The following is a 16,241-nucleotide window of genomic DNA, read 5'->3' as shown; positions in this document are numbered from 1 at the left end:
TGCTGTCTTTTTAAAAATTATTCATTTATTATATTAACCGCCTATTGCAAGAAAAATGTCATGGAATCATTTCCATGACATTTTTCTGTATGACTCTCATGACTTTAGCCATGATGGTAATGGCCATAAGGATAATGGTGATAATAATAAGGGTAATGATGATAATATGGATATGGGTAATATGGTGGATAGTAAGACGGCGGGTAATAATAAGGCGGATAGTACGGATAATAGGGATATGGCCTTGGCCCGGGATAATAAGGACGCGTTTCTTCTGCAGCGGCATTCGATTGACTCGGTTGATAAAGGTGAACCCCATCCTGATCGTACATACTTTCTCCTCCCCTTCCTTTTATATAGTCCAACATATGTATAAGTAAAGGAATTGGAGCCTATCCAATCTGAAGTCGTTCCTTTGAAAATGAACGATAAACAGCACAGGTAACCTTTCGCTGTGCTGTTTTACACTTATCTCATTTTCTGATTCGTCATCCAAAATTTTTCTACTTTTTATAGGCAGTCACTAAGAAAGTTTTTGGAAAATCGGTAAGTTCTCTCGGTATTATCGGAAACGGCCAGCGTCCATAATCCGCTTCATACGATCCTGGTTGAACCGCTTGAGCATCCCAACCAAACCGTTTTAAAAACCGTTCCGGTTCATCCGTGCCAAACTCCCAGGAAAGTCCATATTTTTTTAAATAGGTTCGGTCTTTTTCCGCCCACGGCCCATTAATGAATGCTTCGCTTATAAGGTCTGCTCCGAGCCAGCTACCAGAAGCAGACAGCCTTTCAACTTGCTTCAAGACATGTTCGACCGACGGCTGTTTTAAGTACACAAAAAAGCCTTCCGCAAGCCAGATGGCTGGCTTTTCTGGGTGGAACCCCGCTTCAATCAGCTGGCGCTCCCACTCTTTCGATAAATCAGCGCCAATTGTATAGCGGTCGCAATAAGGGATCGCATGTTCATTTGAAAGAATTTGATTTTTCAAGGCTATTAGTTCTGGGCGGTCAAGCTCAAATAATTTGTAATGGGAAAGCAATGGCAAACGATAAGCACGGGCATCCATCCCTGCGGCTAAAATGACGATTTGGTCAATTGTTGTATGTTGCAGTATTCGCATTAGAAAATCATCAAAGTATTTAGTTCGAATAGGCAAAAACGGATTTTCAATACCGCTTCCATGTTCTTGCTCCAAATTCCTCATTATCGTAAAACCAATATCACCCGCTAAAGTTCTCGCATACGGATCAAAAAAAAGGCGATCCGGCCTTTCGCTTTCTCTGGCGCGAACAGCAGCAGTATATCGAGACGTATCGGCGACTGGATCCATTTCATTCGCTCCTTTAACAATATTTCTCTCGATATACTATGGTTGGAGCTCAGCTGATGTCAGTGAAATTTAATTTCATCCTATTTGCAATTATCTTTTCTGTTTTTCTCGATCGTCACATACAAACAATGATAGGTTGCTTTAATGAGATCATCCAACCTATAGTGAGATTCATAAATTCTCATCATCTTTTTAAAAACGGCTGGCCGCTGGCAATAATCCCCTTCATTGCTATTGTTGGCACCAATTTTTTTAATCGATGTAAGAAAGTCTCTTACGTCAGGGAAAGTTTGAACTTCTAATCTTTCTTTTCCTTTGAAGGAAAAAGATGATGGCTCCAGCGAATGAGCAATTACTTTTTGCAAGCCTTTTAGTGAATGAAATGGTTGTCCCGGGCGATTTGTGTCTTCAAGCTGAAAAGACCGTTTGGCCTGGCGGAAAGACGCATGGAGCTCTTGAAACGTCAAATGCCCGAACGTCGAAAAACATAGAACCCCGTTTTGCTTTAAGTGTGAAAAAAGATATTGAAGCGTATGTTCAAGCTGATTCAGCCATTGAAACGTCGCATTCGAAATGATGAGGTCATATTTATGCTGTAACATCATTTCTTCGATATCTCCACAAAGGAATGAAACATTTCGTTGCATTACCCGCTTTTGAGCAACGCTGATCATCCCCGGTGCAAGATCAACAGCGTGAATCAAAGCGTTTGGAAAAAAGGCGCAAAGCCGCTCCGTTAAATAGCCTGTCCCGCATCCTATTTCGAGAACGGCGACCGTTTCATTTTTCAACTTTTGCCGTTTTACTATTGCCAATACTTCTTCGGCCATTTTCTTTTGAACAACGGCAAATTGGTCATACGTTTCCGCCTGTTTGCTGAATCGTTTTTGCAATAACTGTTTGTTGATCATGATTGGCTTCTCCTCCCACAAACTCTTTAATCCAATGCAAACATTGATCGGGCATTGTGAAAAACGGAATGTGCCCCGTATGTTGCAGCCGTTTTATAGTCACATTTTCTTTTATCCGTTGCTCAATATACTGTGAAGCGCGAAAAGGGCATATGGCATCTTCTTCGCCGTGAATCAATAAGACTGGCGATGAGATTTGTTCCAATTTGCTGCGGAAATCTGACGCTATTAAATAATCCAATCCACTTCGCAAGGAATGAACATCATCACCAACAAACTTCTCGCCGATTTCTCCCATAAACCGCTGAACCTCCCCTTTTCGCCGTTCTTCAGTTGAAAACATCGATTCATAGAAAGACGCTAATGTTTTTTCCTTATTACGCATAAGTTGCCGTTTCATTCTTTCAACCATTTTCGGATGCACTCCGCATTCATAATCGGAATCCATTGTGAACCGGCTTGTTCCGCTTAATAAAATGAGATGCCTTACTTTCGAAGGATATGTACTAGCTATATCGATCGCCGCAAGTGAACCGAGTGACCAACCAATGACTGTGAAAGACTCCATTGTATCCTGTTGGATGTACTCGTTTACCCGTTTCCTCACACCATCAATTGTTTTAAGCCCGCGCCAGTCCACAAGCTGGATTGAAAAGCTTTCGCGAAGCCCGTCCGCAAGAAGCGACCAGACCGCACTTTCCATCCCCCATCCTGGCAGCATAACCAACTGTTTTTTGCTCATGCGATTACTCCCATCTCTTTACCAACTAAAACGATTTTCTTTACAGCCCACTCTAGATCTTTAAGGTCATGGGTAGCCATTATTGAAAAGCGGATTCTTGCCGCGTTTTCCGGGACCGTTGGCGGACGAATGGCAATTGCCGCAACTCCTTCTTCTTGCAGCCTTTGACTAAAGCGAATGGCCCCTTCAGTTGAACCAATCTTAATCGGAACAATTTGTGTCTCGCTTCCGCAAAGATCAAATCCCGACTCCTCTAGTGCGATCCGAAAATACGTTACATTTTTCCAGAGACGCTCGCGCAAATGCCAATTCGTTCGAACAATTTCGATGGCTGAACTAATCGACCCAAGAATAGAAGGCGGAAGAGCCGTCGTATAAATGAAACTTCGCGATTGATTAAGAAGATATTCTATCAACCATGCTTCCCCAACGATGTACGCACCGAAAGACCCGAGCGCTTTACTGAATGTTCCCATTTGAATATCAATTTTTCCTTGTAGTTTCAAATGATGGACAAGTCCCTCGCCATGATCACCATAGATACCAGTGCTGTGAGCTTCATCGACCATCAATATTGCCCCATACCGCTCTTTAAGCGTAACTAAATCTTTTAGCAGCGCCGTATCGCCATCCATGCTAAATACACTGTCTGTTACAATAAGTTTCCGTTGATCGGGCGATGCCTTTTTCAATAACTCTTCAAGATGATTAAGATCATTGTGGCGGTACCGTTTATGTTCCGCACGGCTAAGAATGATTCCGTCGATAATAGAAGCGTGGTTTAACTTATCACTGAATACAATGCTTTTTCGATCACAGATCGCAGAAATGATTCCTAAATTAGCGGTATAGCCGGAAGTGAAAATGACTCCGGCTTCAGATTCTTTCCAGTCTGTTAACAAGGCTTCTGCTTGTTCATAAAGAGGATGGTTTCCGACAATAAGCCTTGAAGCAGCCGCACCTGTTCCGTATTGTTCAACGGCTTGAACGGCAGCTTTTTTCAGCCGTATATCTCCCGCTAATCCTAAATAATTATTGGAAGCTAAATTGAGAAGCTTTTTGTTTTGCCTGATCAGCCATGGCTCTATCGCCTTTTCAGCCACCATCATATTCCTCTTCTTATGCAGCTGCTTTAACCTTGCCAGTTCATCTTTAAGGTCACTTTCAAACGTCATCATTCACCACTTCCCTCCCTCACTTTTTATTTTACTCGCAAGGCCGACATTTGTTAACTAATATTATTTATAGGTTAACAATACTTTGTTAAAAAAAGCAACCTTTCATCGAAGAAAGGTTGCCATTTTTTATTTTTTAGAAGCGAGCCATCCAGCAACGTTTTCGGCATCATTTCCTTTAATGAGTCCGCCTGGCATTCCGCCTCCTCCATTTTTGATTTGATTAAGAATTTGATCTTTACTCATTTTTTTGCCAACATCACTTAGTTTTGGAGCAGCATTTGTACCTTCTAAGTTTTGGCCGTGGCAGCTGGCACAGTTTTGTTTAAATACTTGTTTTGCAGCAGCAGTATCAACTTTACCTCCGCCAGGCTTTTCTTCTTTTGTCTGCTTATTGGCCGCACATGCGGCAAGTGATAGCGCGAGGCAAGTTATAATAATTAATTTTTTCATGATTCTTCTCCTTTAAATACATTTTGTTTTTATTATAACTTCTTTAAGGCCGAATATACGAGAGATAACATTTTTTGAATTTTATTTGGAGCAAGATCTTTAGGCTTTGACGGATACGGAAAGTTCGCGAAGAAACAATGAAGGCGAATTAGACAGAAACTCAATCAAAACAGCAATTGAACATTTAACTAATTTAACAAAAACGGTTCTCAAATTCATTATTTTGCTTATGTAACTATGTGCGTTTTGTGATGGCTAACGTTTCAGCTGATTACTTGTACTGTCCCGCCCATCCTTCTTTATGAATCGGGAATCGTTCTTCCAATAATACGTCCCAAACGCTGAGAAAAAGTGGTGATCTAAAATCACCGCTTTCTCATTTTGAAAACCTATACGTTGTCTAGAAAATTTATTTTGAAATATACTCTAACACATCTTGCAGTACGCTAATATCATTTGTAATAAGTAAAGCAGGCAATAAGGCGATGGTTAAAATAACAGCTGCATTTGCGACAAATACATATTTAAAGACTTTTTTCAAAATTTTCATTTCACCACAACTCCTTTATGATAAAGTGGTTTTTAACTTTGTTTTATCATAACACCATTTCATCATTTTTGCGAGCATTTTGTCATCATTTTGTCAAAATTAGATGTTGCACTTTAAGAAAACGCTACCATTCAAAGCGAATCCCCCGCACAATTGAAATGCGGGGGAAATAAAGCTATTCTCCTTTTAACCGGGCAATTTCTCGTTTAATCGTTTGGATCCGCTTGAGACGTTCCGCTTCAATCGCTTCACTTCCCTGCTCCTCTGCGATGCTATTGATAAGATCAAGCTCAAGTTTTTTAATTTGATTCACAACGAGTGAATCGACTGGATGGTGGCTATTTTCCATTCTCTCGAAGAAATCTTTATACGGTTCCTGAAAGATCTCAACCTCTCCTTCATTTAATCGGATGACGCGATTGGCAACCTTTTGCAAAAGATAGCGGTCGTGAGAAACGATCAACATCGCTCCAGGATAGTCGATAAACGCCTCTTCAAGCCTTTCTCTCGTTTCAATATCCAGATAATTGGTCGGTTCATCCAGCACAAGCAAATTCGCATCTGAAAAGTAAAGCTTTACGAGCGCCACCCTGCATTTTTCTCCCATACTTAAATCCGCTATTCGCTTGTACACATCATCTTTTCGAAAGAGAAAACAAGCAAGGATCGTTCTCGCCTTCGATTCTGTCATATCTGGAAGGGATAAAAATGTATCCAATATCGTTTTACTAAAATCAAGGTCTTCCAGTTCCTGGGCAAAATAGCCGATTTTCAGCTGTGGGTGATGAACGATTTTTCCTTCTTCCGGCAATAATTTTCCTGTTAAAAGCCTTAAAAATGTCGTTTTTCCCGCGCCATTTGGACCGACAACTGCGATCCGGTCACCGCGGTTTACAATTAAATGAAGCTGCCTAACGATGTTATTTTCTCCATATGAAAATGATATGTTCATTGCCCGTAGTAGCGTGCGCGCCTCGAAACTTTCTTCAAACTTCACTTGAAGAGAAGGATCTTTTTTGACTTTCGTAACCGATTCTTTATCCAGTCGTTCTAACTCTTTTTCTTTAGCCTGCGCTCTCGTAATATTTTTCATCGCTTTCTTTTTCGCACCTGGATCGCGCACGGAAGCCGCATGATGTGCTGAGTTAAACCACTGGCGATAACGCTGAATCGCTTCAAGCAATTGTTTTCTTTCTTGTTGCTGCTTTTTATAGACGGCCATTTGTGTCTGTTCTTCAATGTCTTTTTGCCGCCGATATTCGCTATAGCCACCTTTGTACACCTTCGTTCCTTCATTTGTTAATTCATATGTTTTATGTGCCGTTCGGTCTAAAAAGCGGCGGTCATGCGAAACATAAATGACCGTGCCTTTAAAATGGTTCATCCATTCTTCCAGCCAACCCATCGTCTCTGTATCTAAATGATTGGTCGGTTCATCTAAAATGATCAGTTTTGGTTTTCCAATTAAAATGCGGGCTAACTGTGCTTTCGTTTTTTGGCCGCCGCTTAAACGTTCATAAGGGGTTTCCCAATCTTGTGGCTTAAATTTTAATTTTGTGAGACATTTCTCTATTTCAAGTTCCCATTCATACCCGCCATTTAAAATGTACTGTTCCTGAAGTTCACTATATCGGTTCATGATTTGGTCAAAAAACGTTTCCTCTTGTTTCGCCATTCGATTTTGCAATTGTTCAAGTTCGTTTTTTATCTCATATAGATAACGATGCCCTTTCTTGACATATTCAAGAAGAGTACACATTTCCTCTTGTCCCGTTTGCTGTTCAAGCATTCCCCATTGACTGGCCGGTACCTTACTGTAAATCGTTCCCGAGTCTTTTTCTACTTCACCTTTCAATATTTTTAAAAGTGTTGTTTTTCCTACACCATTTTTTCCTATGATTGCTATATGCTCCCCTTCAAACACTTCAATATTCGCATTTTTAAAAAGGAGATTCCCATTCAATTCCTTTGAAAGACGTTCAGCCTTTAAAATTAACATCATTACACCCCCGATAAATTTGCTGGCAGAAAAGTTCGTACCCCGCTTAACAGGACCTTCAAACCGAAACCAGGCAATAAAAAAATCACAGACGGCAGCCTGTGAGATCAAGGGCGGAAAAAATACACGAAAATAAACGATGGCCAAAAGCCAATCGTAAATATATATGCTATAAAAAGATAAAAATAGGCATACGTATCCCGTCCGCTCTCCCACCGGCAGAGCCATTTGTCCGTATTAAAAATGATTTACGCAACAAAAGTCGGGATATCAATCATCGGCCTAAATTTAATCCTCCTTCTTATTTCCAAAACTTTCTTCCTCTATATCATATCCGATGTAAAAAAGAAATTCAACCCGCTGATAAATGAATCATTTATCAGCGGGTTGCTGTTTAATTAATATTTTTTAGAGATTGGTTTCTTTGAATGATAAAATTCTGCAATCGCTCGGTCAAAATAGACCCAGCCTTTCCATCCTAAATGCATCGTGTCTTTCAAGAAATATTTGTCGTACTCATGATTGGAAAAGTCGGCGACCGGGAATCCGGCTTTTTCAATTTGGTGTCTCACTTTTTTATAATAGACCTGGCGCCGTTCTTTCGGCACGCCTGCAAAGTCATACCATTTTCCGTTCACCGGGATAGAAACGAACAACGCCTGGGTATGATTTTCCCTGAATAAATCTAAAATGAGCTGTAAGTCCCGATATTCCGGCGAATGGTTGTAATGCTCTTTCGCCCGGTAGCCTTTCAATTCATTAATCCGCGGTTCGATTTTCCGCTTATAATACCGATCGGTAATGCCGTATGGGTTGGAACGGGAACTTCTCTCTCCCGTGATCTCAGCTCGCTTGATCAACTCTTCCCATGATAACGACCCAAGGCTTGGATCGACTTTTGCCTTACGGGCATGAATGGAGCGGGATTGGACGAAATCCCTCCACGTAAGCACTTTATAGTTTGCATACGCATACGGAGTAAAGGCGTATTTTTTCGCCTGATCGATCGGATCCCCATGAACAACCCCATTTAAGAGGGCGGCGAGGTCTCTATCTTTTCGGATAAATGGAAAAGACAACAGCCTTTTCGCTGCCCGCTTTTTCAATATCGGATCGATCGTGTCGTTAAACGCCAGATCGTACGCCTGAAGCTTCGAAAAGTTCGGCGCAAAATGGCGGTGATTCAAGCCTTCCTTCACGAACCATTGCGGGGAAAGGATAAAAACGACCTTGCGATTTTTCAGTTCGTTTGAAGTCGCCGCCAGGTTTAAAAACTGCACGAGCGATTGGGTTCCCCCTCGCCCGACTAAAAAGGGGATGAAGCCTTCATGTTTGACTTTAAAGTAATTTGAAGGGTGGTATTCGTCTAATCGAAAAAGCTCGGATGACCCATACAATGGAAGGTAATGCTTATCTTGAAGCATTTTCTTTTGCAGCGCTATCCCTTGAAACATGTTGGGATCCAAGCTTGTTGCGGCCTGTTTCACCTCATTGTTCGTCACTGAAGACTGTAACAAGCTAGTTGGAATCCATAAAAGGATAAGAAAGATGAGAACCGCCGCAATGATAGGGCCAAACGTTGCCTTTTTCATCTCATGTCCGCCAGCTTTTGAATAATAAGGTTCGGGGTCGCCCATTCCTCCCGGTCAAAGTCGGAAATGGAGACTTCTAGTCCTAGCCGTTGTTCAATTTCGACGAGTAAAGATACCGTCCCGAACGAATCGAGCAGCCCTTCTTCAAACAGCTTCACATCGGGATTTTCTTTCACAACTTCGTTTTCACACACTTCTTCTAAAATCTCCAATACTTGTTCTTTTACGTTTTCCATGGTGATAAACTCCTTTATTTTACATAGTGTTTTTAGATGATCCTTCCAGAGAAGATCAAAAAGCCGAAACAAACGAAATGGAACGTAATGATGACGGCAAGACAATCGGTCAGCCGGTTTTGCGGCCAAAAACGACGCTTTTTGTTTTGGCGTTCAAACAGATCAAACAAGATAAATAAAGCGGCATGGTATAACCCGTACACGATATAGTTGACGTGCGGACCGTGCCAGATGCCCATGATCAAAAAGTTTAAAAGAAAGCCCATATAGGAAATAAGGTATCGGTCTTTAATGACTTTCTTTTTAATCATAAAATAGACGAACCGCATATAGACGTAGTCGCGGAACCAGAATGACAGTGTCATATGCCAGCGGTCCCAGAATTCTTTAATGTTCCGGCTGATAAACGGTTTATTGAAGTTTTCCGGCGTTTTAATGCCGAGCATATAGCTCACGCCGATCGCAAAAGCGCTGTAGCCGGCAAAGTCAAAGAACAGGTACATGCTATAGGCGTACATATACAGCCATGTGCCCATAAACGTATGTTCCTGAACCGGTCCGGAACTCATAATATAGTGATGGATCAAATACCCGATAATGAATTTGTATAAAAACCCCTGGAAAATCCGGTTAACCCCAGTATATAACAGGTTTTTGTATTCGTCTTTCGTCGGGGTGTGCTCGATATCTTTTTCAAACCGGCGGTACCGGTCAATCGGACCGGATGTAATGGTCGGGAAAAAGAGCAGAAAGCGTAAAAAACGATAGAACGAGACCTCTTTTATCCGGCCATCCCGGATTTCCATAATCATTTGGACAGCTTTAAATGTCAAATATGAAATGCCCAAAAAGCCAACCAGACTGCCGCTTGTAAAAAACGGCGCAAACTTGGAAAGGGCGAGCGGTAAAATCGCAAGCACCATCGCCCCGTAAAAATAGCCTGTTGAATTGTGTTTGAGCCTGGTGGTTAAATACCCTTTGACTAACACTGCCTGCCAGATCGTAAAGAGAATGAGGGAACCGGCTTCAAGCGGCTGGTTCGCGAAAATGATCGCTAAAAAAACGACCGTTAAACAGGCGTTATAGGTTTTGAACGTTTTTCCCCGGAGCCCGGCGATAATGGACGGGAGGAGAAAAACCGCTAAGATGATAAAATACGTCAGTGTTGCATAAGGTGTCATGCGGTAACCTCTTCAAGCAATTTTTTGCGGTCCACCTTTCCGTTGGCCGTCATCGGGACGGAAGACCGGTAGACGAATTTCCGCGGAATCATGTACGCCGGCAGAATTTCTGCCAGCTCTTTTTTTATCGCGGATGTCAGCTGGTATTCTTTTTCAAACTCGTGGCTGCCTGCCACAACGATTGCGAGCAGATGATCGTATTTGTCGTTCTTTTTAACCGGAACGACAACGGCCGTTTGCACGTACGAACTTGCGCGCAAATGATGTTCAATTTCTTCGAGCTCCATACGGTATCCGTGGAGTTTAATCTGGAAGTCGAGCCGGCCGTGGCAAAAGAGCAGCCCGTCTTTTAAAGAGCCGGCGTCTTTTGTCCGATAGGCCCGCTCGCCGTTGATCATAAGAAACGCTTCTTCCGTTCGCGCCGGATCGCTCAAGTAGCCTTTCGCCACACTTGGGCCGACGATGACGATTTCTCCTTTTTCCCCGTCAGGAAGAACGGTGCCGTCTTCAGCCATGATCAAAATGCGGCAATCGGATTTGCAGTATCCGACCGGAAGCGGTTGATATTGCTCGATCGTTTCTTTCGTGATCTCGATGCTCGTGACGGCGACAGTCGCTTCAGTTGGGCCGTACGAATTGATCACTTTCGCCTTTGGAAAGCGCTCAAGCAATTGTTTCGCAACATCGTTCGATAAGACTTCCCCGCAAAACAAAAAGGTGTCAAGCCCCGGCAGCATATTCTCGCCAAACGCCGGTTCCATCAAACACATTTCGACGAAGGACGGAGTTGATGTCCAGACGTTAACGCCCGACTCCGCCAAAGATGTAAACAATTCCTTCGGTTTCGCAATCATCTGTTTATCGATCGCCCAGAGCGTTCCCCCTGTAACGAGTGATGGATACAGATCCATGACGGATAAATCAAAGGAAAATGGTGCCTGATTTAAAAACACCTGGCCGGTTGTCAGGCCGAAGTCGCGAAGCGTCCAGCTGACAAAGCTCTCCAGGCAATCGTGGGTAATTTGAACCCCTTTCGGGTTGCCTGTACTTCCGGATGTATAGATAATATAAAAGTTATCATCTCCATCCACCGCCAATTCCCGGTCAAGGGACTCTCCGCTCAACCTTTCGGCGATCGATCGGATTTCGTTTCTATCGATCCGCTTTAGCGGAAGGTTAAGTGATGTCTCTTCAACAGCGAAAAACAGCTTCGCACCCGAATTTTCGGCGATGCGTTCAATGCGTTCATTCGGAATCGAAACATCGACCGGAATGTAAGCGCGGCCGGATTTGACCGCAGCCAAAAAGCAAACGATCATCTCTGGCTGCATATGGCCATACACCATGATTGGCGCCGAATCATTCGGGAAATTTTGTTGAATCCAAACGCTCAGCGCATCGGATTGGTTCTTTAACTGCCCATACGATAGCACATGCTCTCTATAACGGAAGGCCGGCCGATCAGGATGTTCGATGGCCCATTTCTCGATTTGTTTTAGTAAACTCATTCGTTCATCCTACCTTTTTAAAATTCATTATAAATAAATGGCGCATTGCCGCCAGTGCCATTAATGCCATACAACCATAAAAGGCCTATTAAGATCGCCAGGTAATAGGAAGTTTTAAACACCCATTGTGTAAGTGGCTTAGACCATAGTTTTTTTAACATTTTCAATTTCCCCTTTAAAATACTTTCGTGTTTAATTTAAGATTTAAAGGTTTTAAACATTATAATCGTTTTATTTCGTGTTCAAAAAGGAGGACAAACAGAGCCAAGAAGTTCAAGGAAGCGCAGCCTCCGCGCACCGGAGCGTATGTTTTTAATACGTGAGGAGCACAGGAGCAAGCTGACGTAGAAATTCGCAGGCAATGTTTCCCGGACTTTTTGAACATCCAATTGTTATATTACTACAACGACTAAGTATAGAGGCAAAAAACAAAAAAAGGGTAACAAAAAAGTTACAAATTTATAAACCAAAATCACATAAAAAGCCCCCATATCGCTTTCCTGTATATGGGGGACTTTTCCTAAAGCTTAAATTGATTCGTTTTCGTTTCAAGATTATGGATCGCTTTTGACACTCGTTCAACATTTTCTGCAAAGTGATGAACGTTTGATTCTACTTGTTGAATGGTAGCTGTAACTTCTTCAGTCGTTGCGGCCGTTTCTTCAGATACAGCCGTAACAGACATGACTTCCTCATTTATTTTCATTTGTTGTTCTTTCATCATTGAAATGAGATTAAAGATCGTAACGATTGACTTCTTTGACTCTTCAACTAGCTCGGTTAGATGAAGGACACTTTGTTTTACTTCTTCCATTTCCCTATACTGCTCGTTAAATTGATGAACCGTTTCTTCCGTTTTTGTAATCGTTTCTACTATATGTGTTTGAATCTCAGCGATATTTTTTTCAATCGATTTTGTCGCTTCTGACGATTGATTTGCCAGATTCCCGACTTCATTCGCGACAACGGCAAAGCCCTTTCCATGCTCCCCAGCGCGGGCTGCTTCAATCGATGCATTAAGCGCTAATAAATTCGTTTGGCCAGCAATGGAATGAATTTCCTTTACAATGTTTCCAATTTGTTCAGAATGTTTATTGAGCCTGTCCATAGCCTTTGTTACATCGGCAAACTTTTCTCTTGTATCCTCACTGGCTGTAATCAACCCTTGCAGCGATTCGAAGCTTTTTTGTTGAGTGTAAGAAACATCATTCGTGATTTCTTCCATTTTTCCGACCGCCTCATAAACAGTTTGAACTTCTTTCTGAAATCCATTTATGACGCTGGACGTGTTTTCCATCGAAGAGGCAACCCCTTCATTTCCGCTCGCAATTTCTTCACTTGCCGTACGAATACTCAAGGCCTGTTCCTGTATTCCTCTAATTTCGTCCGCAATGACAGAAAATTGTTCATTGGTTTGTTTTGCCGTTTCTTTCACATCCAAAATTAGTTTATTTAATTGAACTTTCATGTTGTTGAACGACTCATAAATTCTTCCAACTTCGTTATGTTTAGTATACGAGAGCTCTTCTAAGCGGAAGTCGCCCTCTGCAATTTTCGCCGCTTGCTCTTCTAAATGTGTTAACGGCTTTAATGTACGTCTGCAATAAAAATAAATAAGGCCGACAGACAATAGCAAAGTGACAATATTAACGATGACTAAAACGAAACTTTCCTCTTTTAAAATATTCATACTAATACTAGCGGCATCTTTTGCTTTAATATCGATACCGAGAACACCGATGACATCGCCTGAAGAATTTTTAATCGGGGCAAACGCCGATAAGTAATCACCATACTCAGCATCATGGACAATGTTCGTACTTGCCGTCTTTCCGTTTAACACATCTTTTACATCATTGTACGTTGTAGCGGTGGTAGGTGCACCGATCTTCGATGCATTTTTAGCGTTTTTATCCATCCCGTCCACTAAAATGGACAATTTCTGATTGTCTTTAACTTCTATCGTATAAACATAAAAAGCGCCAATCTTTTTTCGAAATTCGTTAAGTTCATCCCGCAATTTCCAATATGCATCATTCTCTGTTTTATTTTGCAAAAATTCTTCATATAAAGCAGGATCAAGTTGTTTGGAAAAACTATCCGCAACAATCGTTCCAAAATTCCCAAGCGTTCTATCGGTTGAAGTGAAAACCGTTTTGTACAATAAAAAACCATTAATCACCATGAGTAAAATTAATGTCAAACTTGTAAACCCGATAATCGGTTTAGCAATGGATGATTCTTTTTTAGGTTTCCCGATGTTTCCTTTTGATCTTTTCATTATTGACTCAGCTCACCTTTCAAACTTCTTTTACTATATATCGGCATATAAGGCATTAACTTTTAGTATAGTAGTAATCTCTTTTTCGGCAAAAGGTGAGCTTACTTTATTACTCCAACGTTGAAAATTATGGACCATGGTATGATTGAATAAAAAAGTGTGTAACTGGAGGTTTTATTACCATAGTAGCCTTATAATGTTTATTCATTGCATATAAGGCTACTATTATTAAGAACCATAGATCACAATGATCCATGAATAGGTCTGTCAAATACATAAATGGTCATTGCCGTATCAGTCTCTATATCAATGTCTGTAAAGATGTTTACAATTTTTGCTTCTGTAATTTCTTCAAATTTTTTCAAAACGACAGGATTCTTATAAATTTGCTTTACTAATTTTGTTCGCGCTTCATGAACTACCCGTTGCCCTTCTATTGAGCTTATCATAAAATGTTCCACATTCGTCAGATTGCCTTTCATCTCACTAATGACCCAATTGCCTGCAAAACGGGTAGTAATTTCTCTTGGTCCATTGCCAACATATTCTTTGCGTATTTCACGAATTAACATATTAAATTGATGTTCCACATTTTTTTTCATTTCATTTCATATCTCCTATCTAGCCCTTTTATCATTTTAGCTTCTGCCGGAGGCAAGATGATATAGCTAATGGTAAGTACAAAAATGACGACAGATAGCCATAAATTTTGAATGGGTTCTCCGTTATTTACGATGATGAATCGAATGGCAGCGGTAATTCCTATATAGAGAAGATATCGTAATGGAAAATGGTAATCTTCTCTGAAATATTGCACAATCATAGAAATGAATCCGAAATACAGGAAAAACACCAGGATTTTGCTAAAAATTTCATGAACATTCCTATTGGCAAAAAAAACATCATTAAAAATGTAATAAAGCTCCCTAAATAAAAAATACCCTAAAAGAAAGCTAAGTAAAATCAATGCTGTATTCAACATCATTTGATACAGTTGTATTAGCCACTTCCCTTTTTTTACATTATCCGATCCAAACATAAATATCCTCCATCTTTATTCTACCCTTTTGACATGAATAAAAAGTACATCTGCCGGGGCTAATCCTTAAGTCCTTCGCCTAACCCCTTTAATAAGTCAAGAGAAAACGTTATCACACGATTAATATCAGGGTCTTTCAATAATTTTACTAAATCGAAAACGCCAACTTTTTTATTCGTCCGTAACCCTTCCTCTGCTTTTTGAAGACCTTTCGATAGGCCTGCCGTCAGTTTTTTTGTTGTTTCAGGGTCTATTTCTGTTAATACCCCGGCTGCAGCCATTGCATTATTAAGGGCATTGGTTACGGGGGGACGTAACATTTGCCCTACTGCAATTTTTGCTACTTGTTCTTTTGCTTCAACAAGATGATTGATAGCTCCAAGAATCCCACTTTCGTGGAGTTCTTGGAGCAGTTGAATGGTTTCTTTAATCCCATCGGCATTTTTGGATACGTCTTCTAAAACTTTTTGAAGGGACTGATCTTGTTTTTCCTTTTCGGTAAGGACGGGTTCCTCTATCTTTGTGATTGGTTTTGCCATTATTTATTACCTCCTGGTATATTCACGTCAGCAATCGCTTCGTAATCTTTACGTGCCCACTTACGTTCCACTTGAACGCCAGGCTGCGGGTTACGTTTTGCGTAACGGGGGTTATACAGCGGAAGAGGCCTGTTTCCTTTTTTCTCAATGACCTCCATTTTCACTTTGATCTGTTTGTAGGCTGGAGTTTGTGTCCGAACATCACCGACACTTCCAGTTAAAAGATTAATTGCATTTTCATGGCTTACTGAGTGCATTGGAACGTACAATTCTTTGCCCTGGACTCGATCGGTCACCACTGCACGAAGCTTAATCGCGCCGTATGGAGAAATAAGGCGGACTAATGATCCGTCTTCTACCTTTCGATTGTCAACCTCAGTTGAAAATTCCCCAAAAATGCCGTTTTAAAATTCCCCATTATTAACACAAAAAGCTCTATCTTTCTATGGTATCACTTCCTTTCAATCGTGTTTGGGATTCCCTTTCCCCCGAGGGGGAAAGGGAATTGATCGAATATTCATTCACTGTTTTTTCCGTGTTGAAAAATCCTGCTTTCTTCTTCTCCTTGATTCGATAGCTTTCTCCTTTAATATTGATGGTATGTGAATAATGAAGTAGTCGATCTAAAATCGCTGACGCTAACACACGATCTCCAAAAATCTCTCCCCAATTTCCGTATGATTTGTTAGAGGTGAGGATAATGG

Annotated in this window: 18 protein-coding genes and 1 pseudogene; all 19 read right to left on the bottom strand. The window is 41.2% G+C overall.

The window, feature by feature from the left end; all coding sequences use genetic code 11:
* Positions 1-104 precede the first annotated feature (104 nt).
* Complete coding sequence (locus tag H538_RS25570; protein ID WP_081412645.1) at positions 105-332, bottom strand: hypothetical protein; 228 nt, start codon at positions 330-332, stop codon at positions 105-107.
* Positions 333-503: 171 nt separating this feature from the next.
* Entirely contained in the window at positions 504-1,331 is an 828-nt protein-coding gene (locus H538_RS0111825; RefSeq protein ID WP_026677784.1) for an SAM-dependent methyltransferase, read from the bottom strand.
* Positions 1,332-1,411: 80 nt separating this feature from the next.
* Entirely contained in the window at positions 1,412-2,242 is an 831-nt protein-coding gene (bioC, locus tag H538_RS0111820; protein ID WP_026677783.1) for a malonyl-ACP O-methyltransferase BioC, read from the bottom strand.
* Complete coding sequence (locus tag H538_RS0111815) at positions 2,187-2,984, bottom strand: alpha/beta fold hydrolase (RefSeq protein WP_026677782.1); 798 nt, start codon at positions 2,982-2,984, stop codon at positions 2,187-2,189. The genes bioC and H538_RS0111815 overlap by 56 nt, the downstream gene beginning before the upstream one ends.
* Entirely contained in the window at positions 2,981-4,159 is a 1,179-nt protein-coding gene (bioF, locus tag H538_RS0111810) for an 8-amino-7-oxononanoate synthase (protein WP_026677781.1), read from the bottom strand. The genes H538_RS0111815 and bioF overlap by 4 nt, the downstream gene beginning before the upstream one ends.
* A 129-nt stretch (positions 4,160-4,288) precedes the next feature.
* The gene (locus tag H538_RS0111805; RefSeq protein WP_026677780.1) at positions 4,289-4,612 is read right to left on the bottom strand and encodes a c-type cytochrome; all 324 of its coding nucleotides are present in this window, start codon (positions 4,610-4,612) and stop codon (positions 4,289-4,291) included.
* Positions 4,613-5,021: 409 nt separating this feature from the next.
* Entirely contained in the window at positions 5,022-5,162 is a 141-nt protein-coding gene (locus H538_RS26575) for a hypothetical protein (protein ID WP_211235567.1), read from the bottom strand.
* Positions 5,163-5,337: 175 nt separating this feature from the next.
* On the bottom strand, positions 5,338-7,161 hold the full coding sequence (gene abc-f / locus H538_RS0111790) for a ribosomal protection-like ABC-F family protein (RefSeq protein ID WP_035350717.1): 1,824 nt from the start codon (positions 7,159-7,161) through the stop codon (positions 5,338-5,340).
* Positions 7,162-7,559: 398 nt separating this feature from the next.
* A complete protein-coding gene (dltD, locus tag H538_RS0111785) occupies positions 7,560-8,753 on the bottom strand; it encodes a D-alanyl-lipoteichoic acid biosynthesis protein DltD (RefSeq protein WP_026677778.1) in 1,194 nt (397 codons plus the stop codon).
* Positions 8,750-8,989: a D-alanine--poly(phosphoribitol) ligase subunit 2 gene (gene dltC / locus H538_RS0111780; protein WP_026677777.1), complete on the bottom strand. Its 240-nt coding sequence runs from the start codon at positions 8,987-8,989 to the stop codon at positions 8,750-8,752. Before dltC ends, dltD begins: the two co-directional genes overlap by 4 nt.
* Before the next feature lie 32 nt (positions 8,990-9,021).
* The gene (dltB, locus tag H538_RS0111775; RefSeq protein ID WP_026677776.1) at positions 9,022-10,170 is read right to left on the bottom strand and encodes a D-alanyl-lipoteichoic acid biosynthesis protein DltB; all 1,149 of its coding nucleotides are present in this window, start codon (positions 10,168-10,170) and stop codon (positions 9,022-9,024) included.
* Positions 10,167-11,678, bottom strand: a complete 1,512-nt coding sequence (dltA, locus tag H538_RS0111770; protein ID WP_026677775.1) for a D-alanine--poly(phosphoribitol) ligase subunit DltA — start codon at positions 11,676-11,678, stop codon at positions 10,167-10,169. The genes dltB and dltA overlap by 4 nt, the downstream gene beginning before the upstream one ends.
* 17 nt (positions 11,679-11,695) lie before the next feature.
* Positions 11,696-11,845: a teichoic acid D-Ala incorporation-associated protein DltX gene (locus H538_RS0111765; RefSeq protein ID WP_026677774.1), complete on the bottom strand. Its 150-nt coding sequence runs from the start codon at positions 11,843-11,845 to the stop codon at positions 11,696-11,698.
* 353 nt (positions 11,846-12,198) lie between these two features.
* Positions 12,199-13,959 carry a methyl-accepting chemotaxis protein gene (locus H538_RS0111760; protein ID WP_026677773.1) on the bottom strand — a complete coding sequence of 587 codons (1,761 nt, stop codon included), beginning with the start codon at positions 13,957-13,959 and terminating at the stop codon, positions 12,199-12,201.
* Positions 13,960-14,201: 242 nt separating this feature from the next.
* A complete protein-coding gene (locus tag H538_RS0111755) occupies positions 14,202-14,561 on the bottom strand; it encodes a Na-translocating system protein MpsC family protein (RefSeq protein WP_026677772.1) in 360 nt (119 codons plus the stop codon).
* Complete coding sequence (locus tag H538_RS0111750; RefSeq protein WP_026677771.1) at positions 14,558-14,998, bottom strand: phosphate-starvation-inducible protein PsiE; 441 nt, start codon at positions 14,996-14,998, stop codon at positions 14,558-14,560. The genes H538_RS0111755 and H538_RS0111750 overlap by 4 nt, the downstream gene beginning before the upstream one ends.
* 59 nt (positions 14,999-15,057) lie before the next feature.
* The gene (locus tag H538_RS0111745) at positions 15,058-15,537 is read right to left on the bottom strand and encodes a helical membrane plugin domain-containing protein (RefSeq protein ID WP_026677770.1); all 480 of its coding nucleotides are present in this window, start codon (positions 15,535-15,537) and stop codon (positions 15,058-15,060) included.
* Positions 15,537-15,935: pseudogene (locus H538_RS25565) on the bottom strand (molybdopterin dinucleotide binding domain-containing protein); the annotation flags it as partial. The gene H538_RS0111745 and the pseudogene H538_RS25565, both read right to left, overlap by 1 nt.
* A gap of 37 nt (positions 15,936-15,972) precedes the next feature.
* Positions 15,973-16,241 (bottom strand): ATP-binding protein (locus H538_RS26720; protein ID WP_161627203.1); only part of this gene is annotated, 269 nt, incomplete at its 5' end.

Source organism: Fictibacillus gelatini DSM 15865 (assembly GCF_000430745.1).
GTDB lineage: Bacteria > Bacillota > Bacilli > Bacillales > Fictibacillaceae > Fictibacillus_A > Fictibacillus_A gelatini.
The sequence above is the reverse complement of the archived record's forward strand: the minus strand, read 5'-3'. Positions and strand labels throughout refer to the sequence as shown.

What these genes read in the sequence shown, in the direction of transcription:
- H538_RS25570 (WP_081412645.1), bottom strand. Translation starts at nt 332, where the DNA reads ATGTACGATCAGGATGGGGTTCACCTTTATCAACCGAGTCAATCGAAT.
- H538_RS0111825 (WP_026677784.1), bottom strand. Translation starts at nt 1,331, where the DNA reads ATGGATCCAGTCGCCGATACGTCTCGATATACTGCTGCTGTTCGCGCC.
- bioC (WP_026677783.1), bottom strand. Translation starts at nt 2,242, where the DNA reads ATGATCAACAAACAGTTATTGCAAAAACGATTCAGCAAACAGGCGGAA.
- H538_RS0111815 (WP_026677782.1), bottom strand. Translation starts at nt 2,984, where the DNA reads ATGAGCAAAAAACAGTTGGTTATGCTGCCAGGATGGGGGATGGAAAGT.
- bioF (WP_026677781.1), bottom strand. Translation starts at nt 4,159, where the DNA reads ATGACGTTTGAAAGTGACCTTAAAGATGAACTGGCAAGGTTAAAGCAG.
- H538_RS0111805 (WP_026677780.1), bottom strand. Translation starts at nt 4,612, where the DNA reads ATGAAAAAATTAATTATTATAACTTGCCTCGCGCTATCACTTGCCGCA.
- H538_RS26575 (WP_211235567.1), bottom strand. Translation starts at nt 5,162, where the DNA reads ATGAAAATTTTGAAAAAAGTCTTTAAATATGTATTTGTCGCAAATGCA.
- abc-f (WP_035350717.1), bottom strand. Translation starts at nt 7,161, where the DNA reads ATGTTAATTTTAAAGGCTGAACGTCTTTCAAAGGAATTGAATGGGAAT.
- dltD (WP_026677778.1), bottom strand. Translation starts at nt 8,753, where the DNA reads ATGAAAAAGGCAACGTTTGGCCCTATCATTGCGGCGGTTCTCATCTTT.
- dltC (WP_026677777.1), bottom strand. Translation starts at nt 8,989, where the DNA reads ATGGAAAACGTAAAAGAACAAGTATTGGAGATTTTAGAAGAAGTGTGT.
- dltB (WP_026677776.1), bottom strand. Translation starts at nt 10,170, where the DNA reads ATGACACCTTATGCAACACTGACGTATTTTATCATCTTAGCGGTTTTT.
- dltA (WP_026677775.1), bottom strand. Translation starts at nt 11,678, where the DNA reads ATGAGTTTACTAAAACAAATCGAGAAATGGGCCATCGAACATCCTGAT.
- H538_RS0111760 (WP_026677773.1), bottom strand. Translation starts at nt 13,959, where the DNA reads ATGAAAAGATCAAAAGGAAACATCGGGAAACCTAAAAAAGAATCATCC.
- H538_RS0111755 (WP_026677772.1), bottom strand. Translation starts at nt 14,561, where the DNA reads ATGAAAAAAAATGTGGAACATCAATTTAATATGTTAATTCGTGAAATA.
- H538_RS0111750 (WP_026677771.1), bottom strand. Translation starts at nt 14,998, where the DNA reads ATGTTTGGATCGGATAATGTAAAAAAAGGGAAGTGGCTAATACAACTG.
- H538_RS0111745 (WP_026677770.1), bottom strand. Translation starts at nt 15,537, where the DNA reads ATGGCAAAACCAATCACAAAGATAGAGGAACCCGTCCTTACCGAAAAG.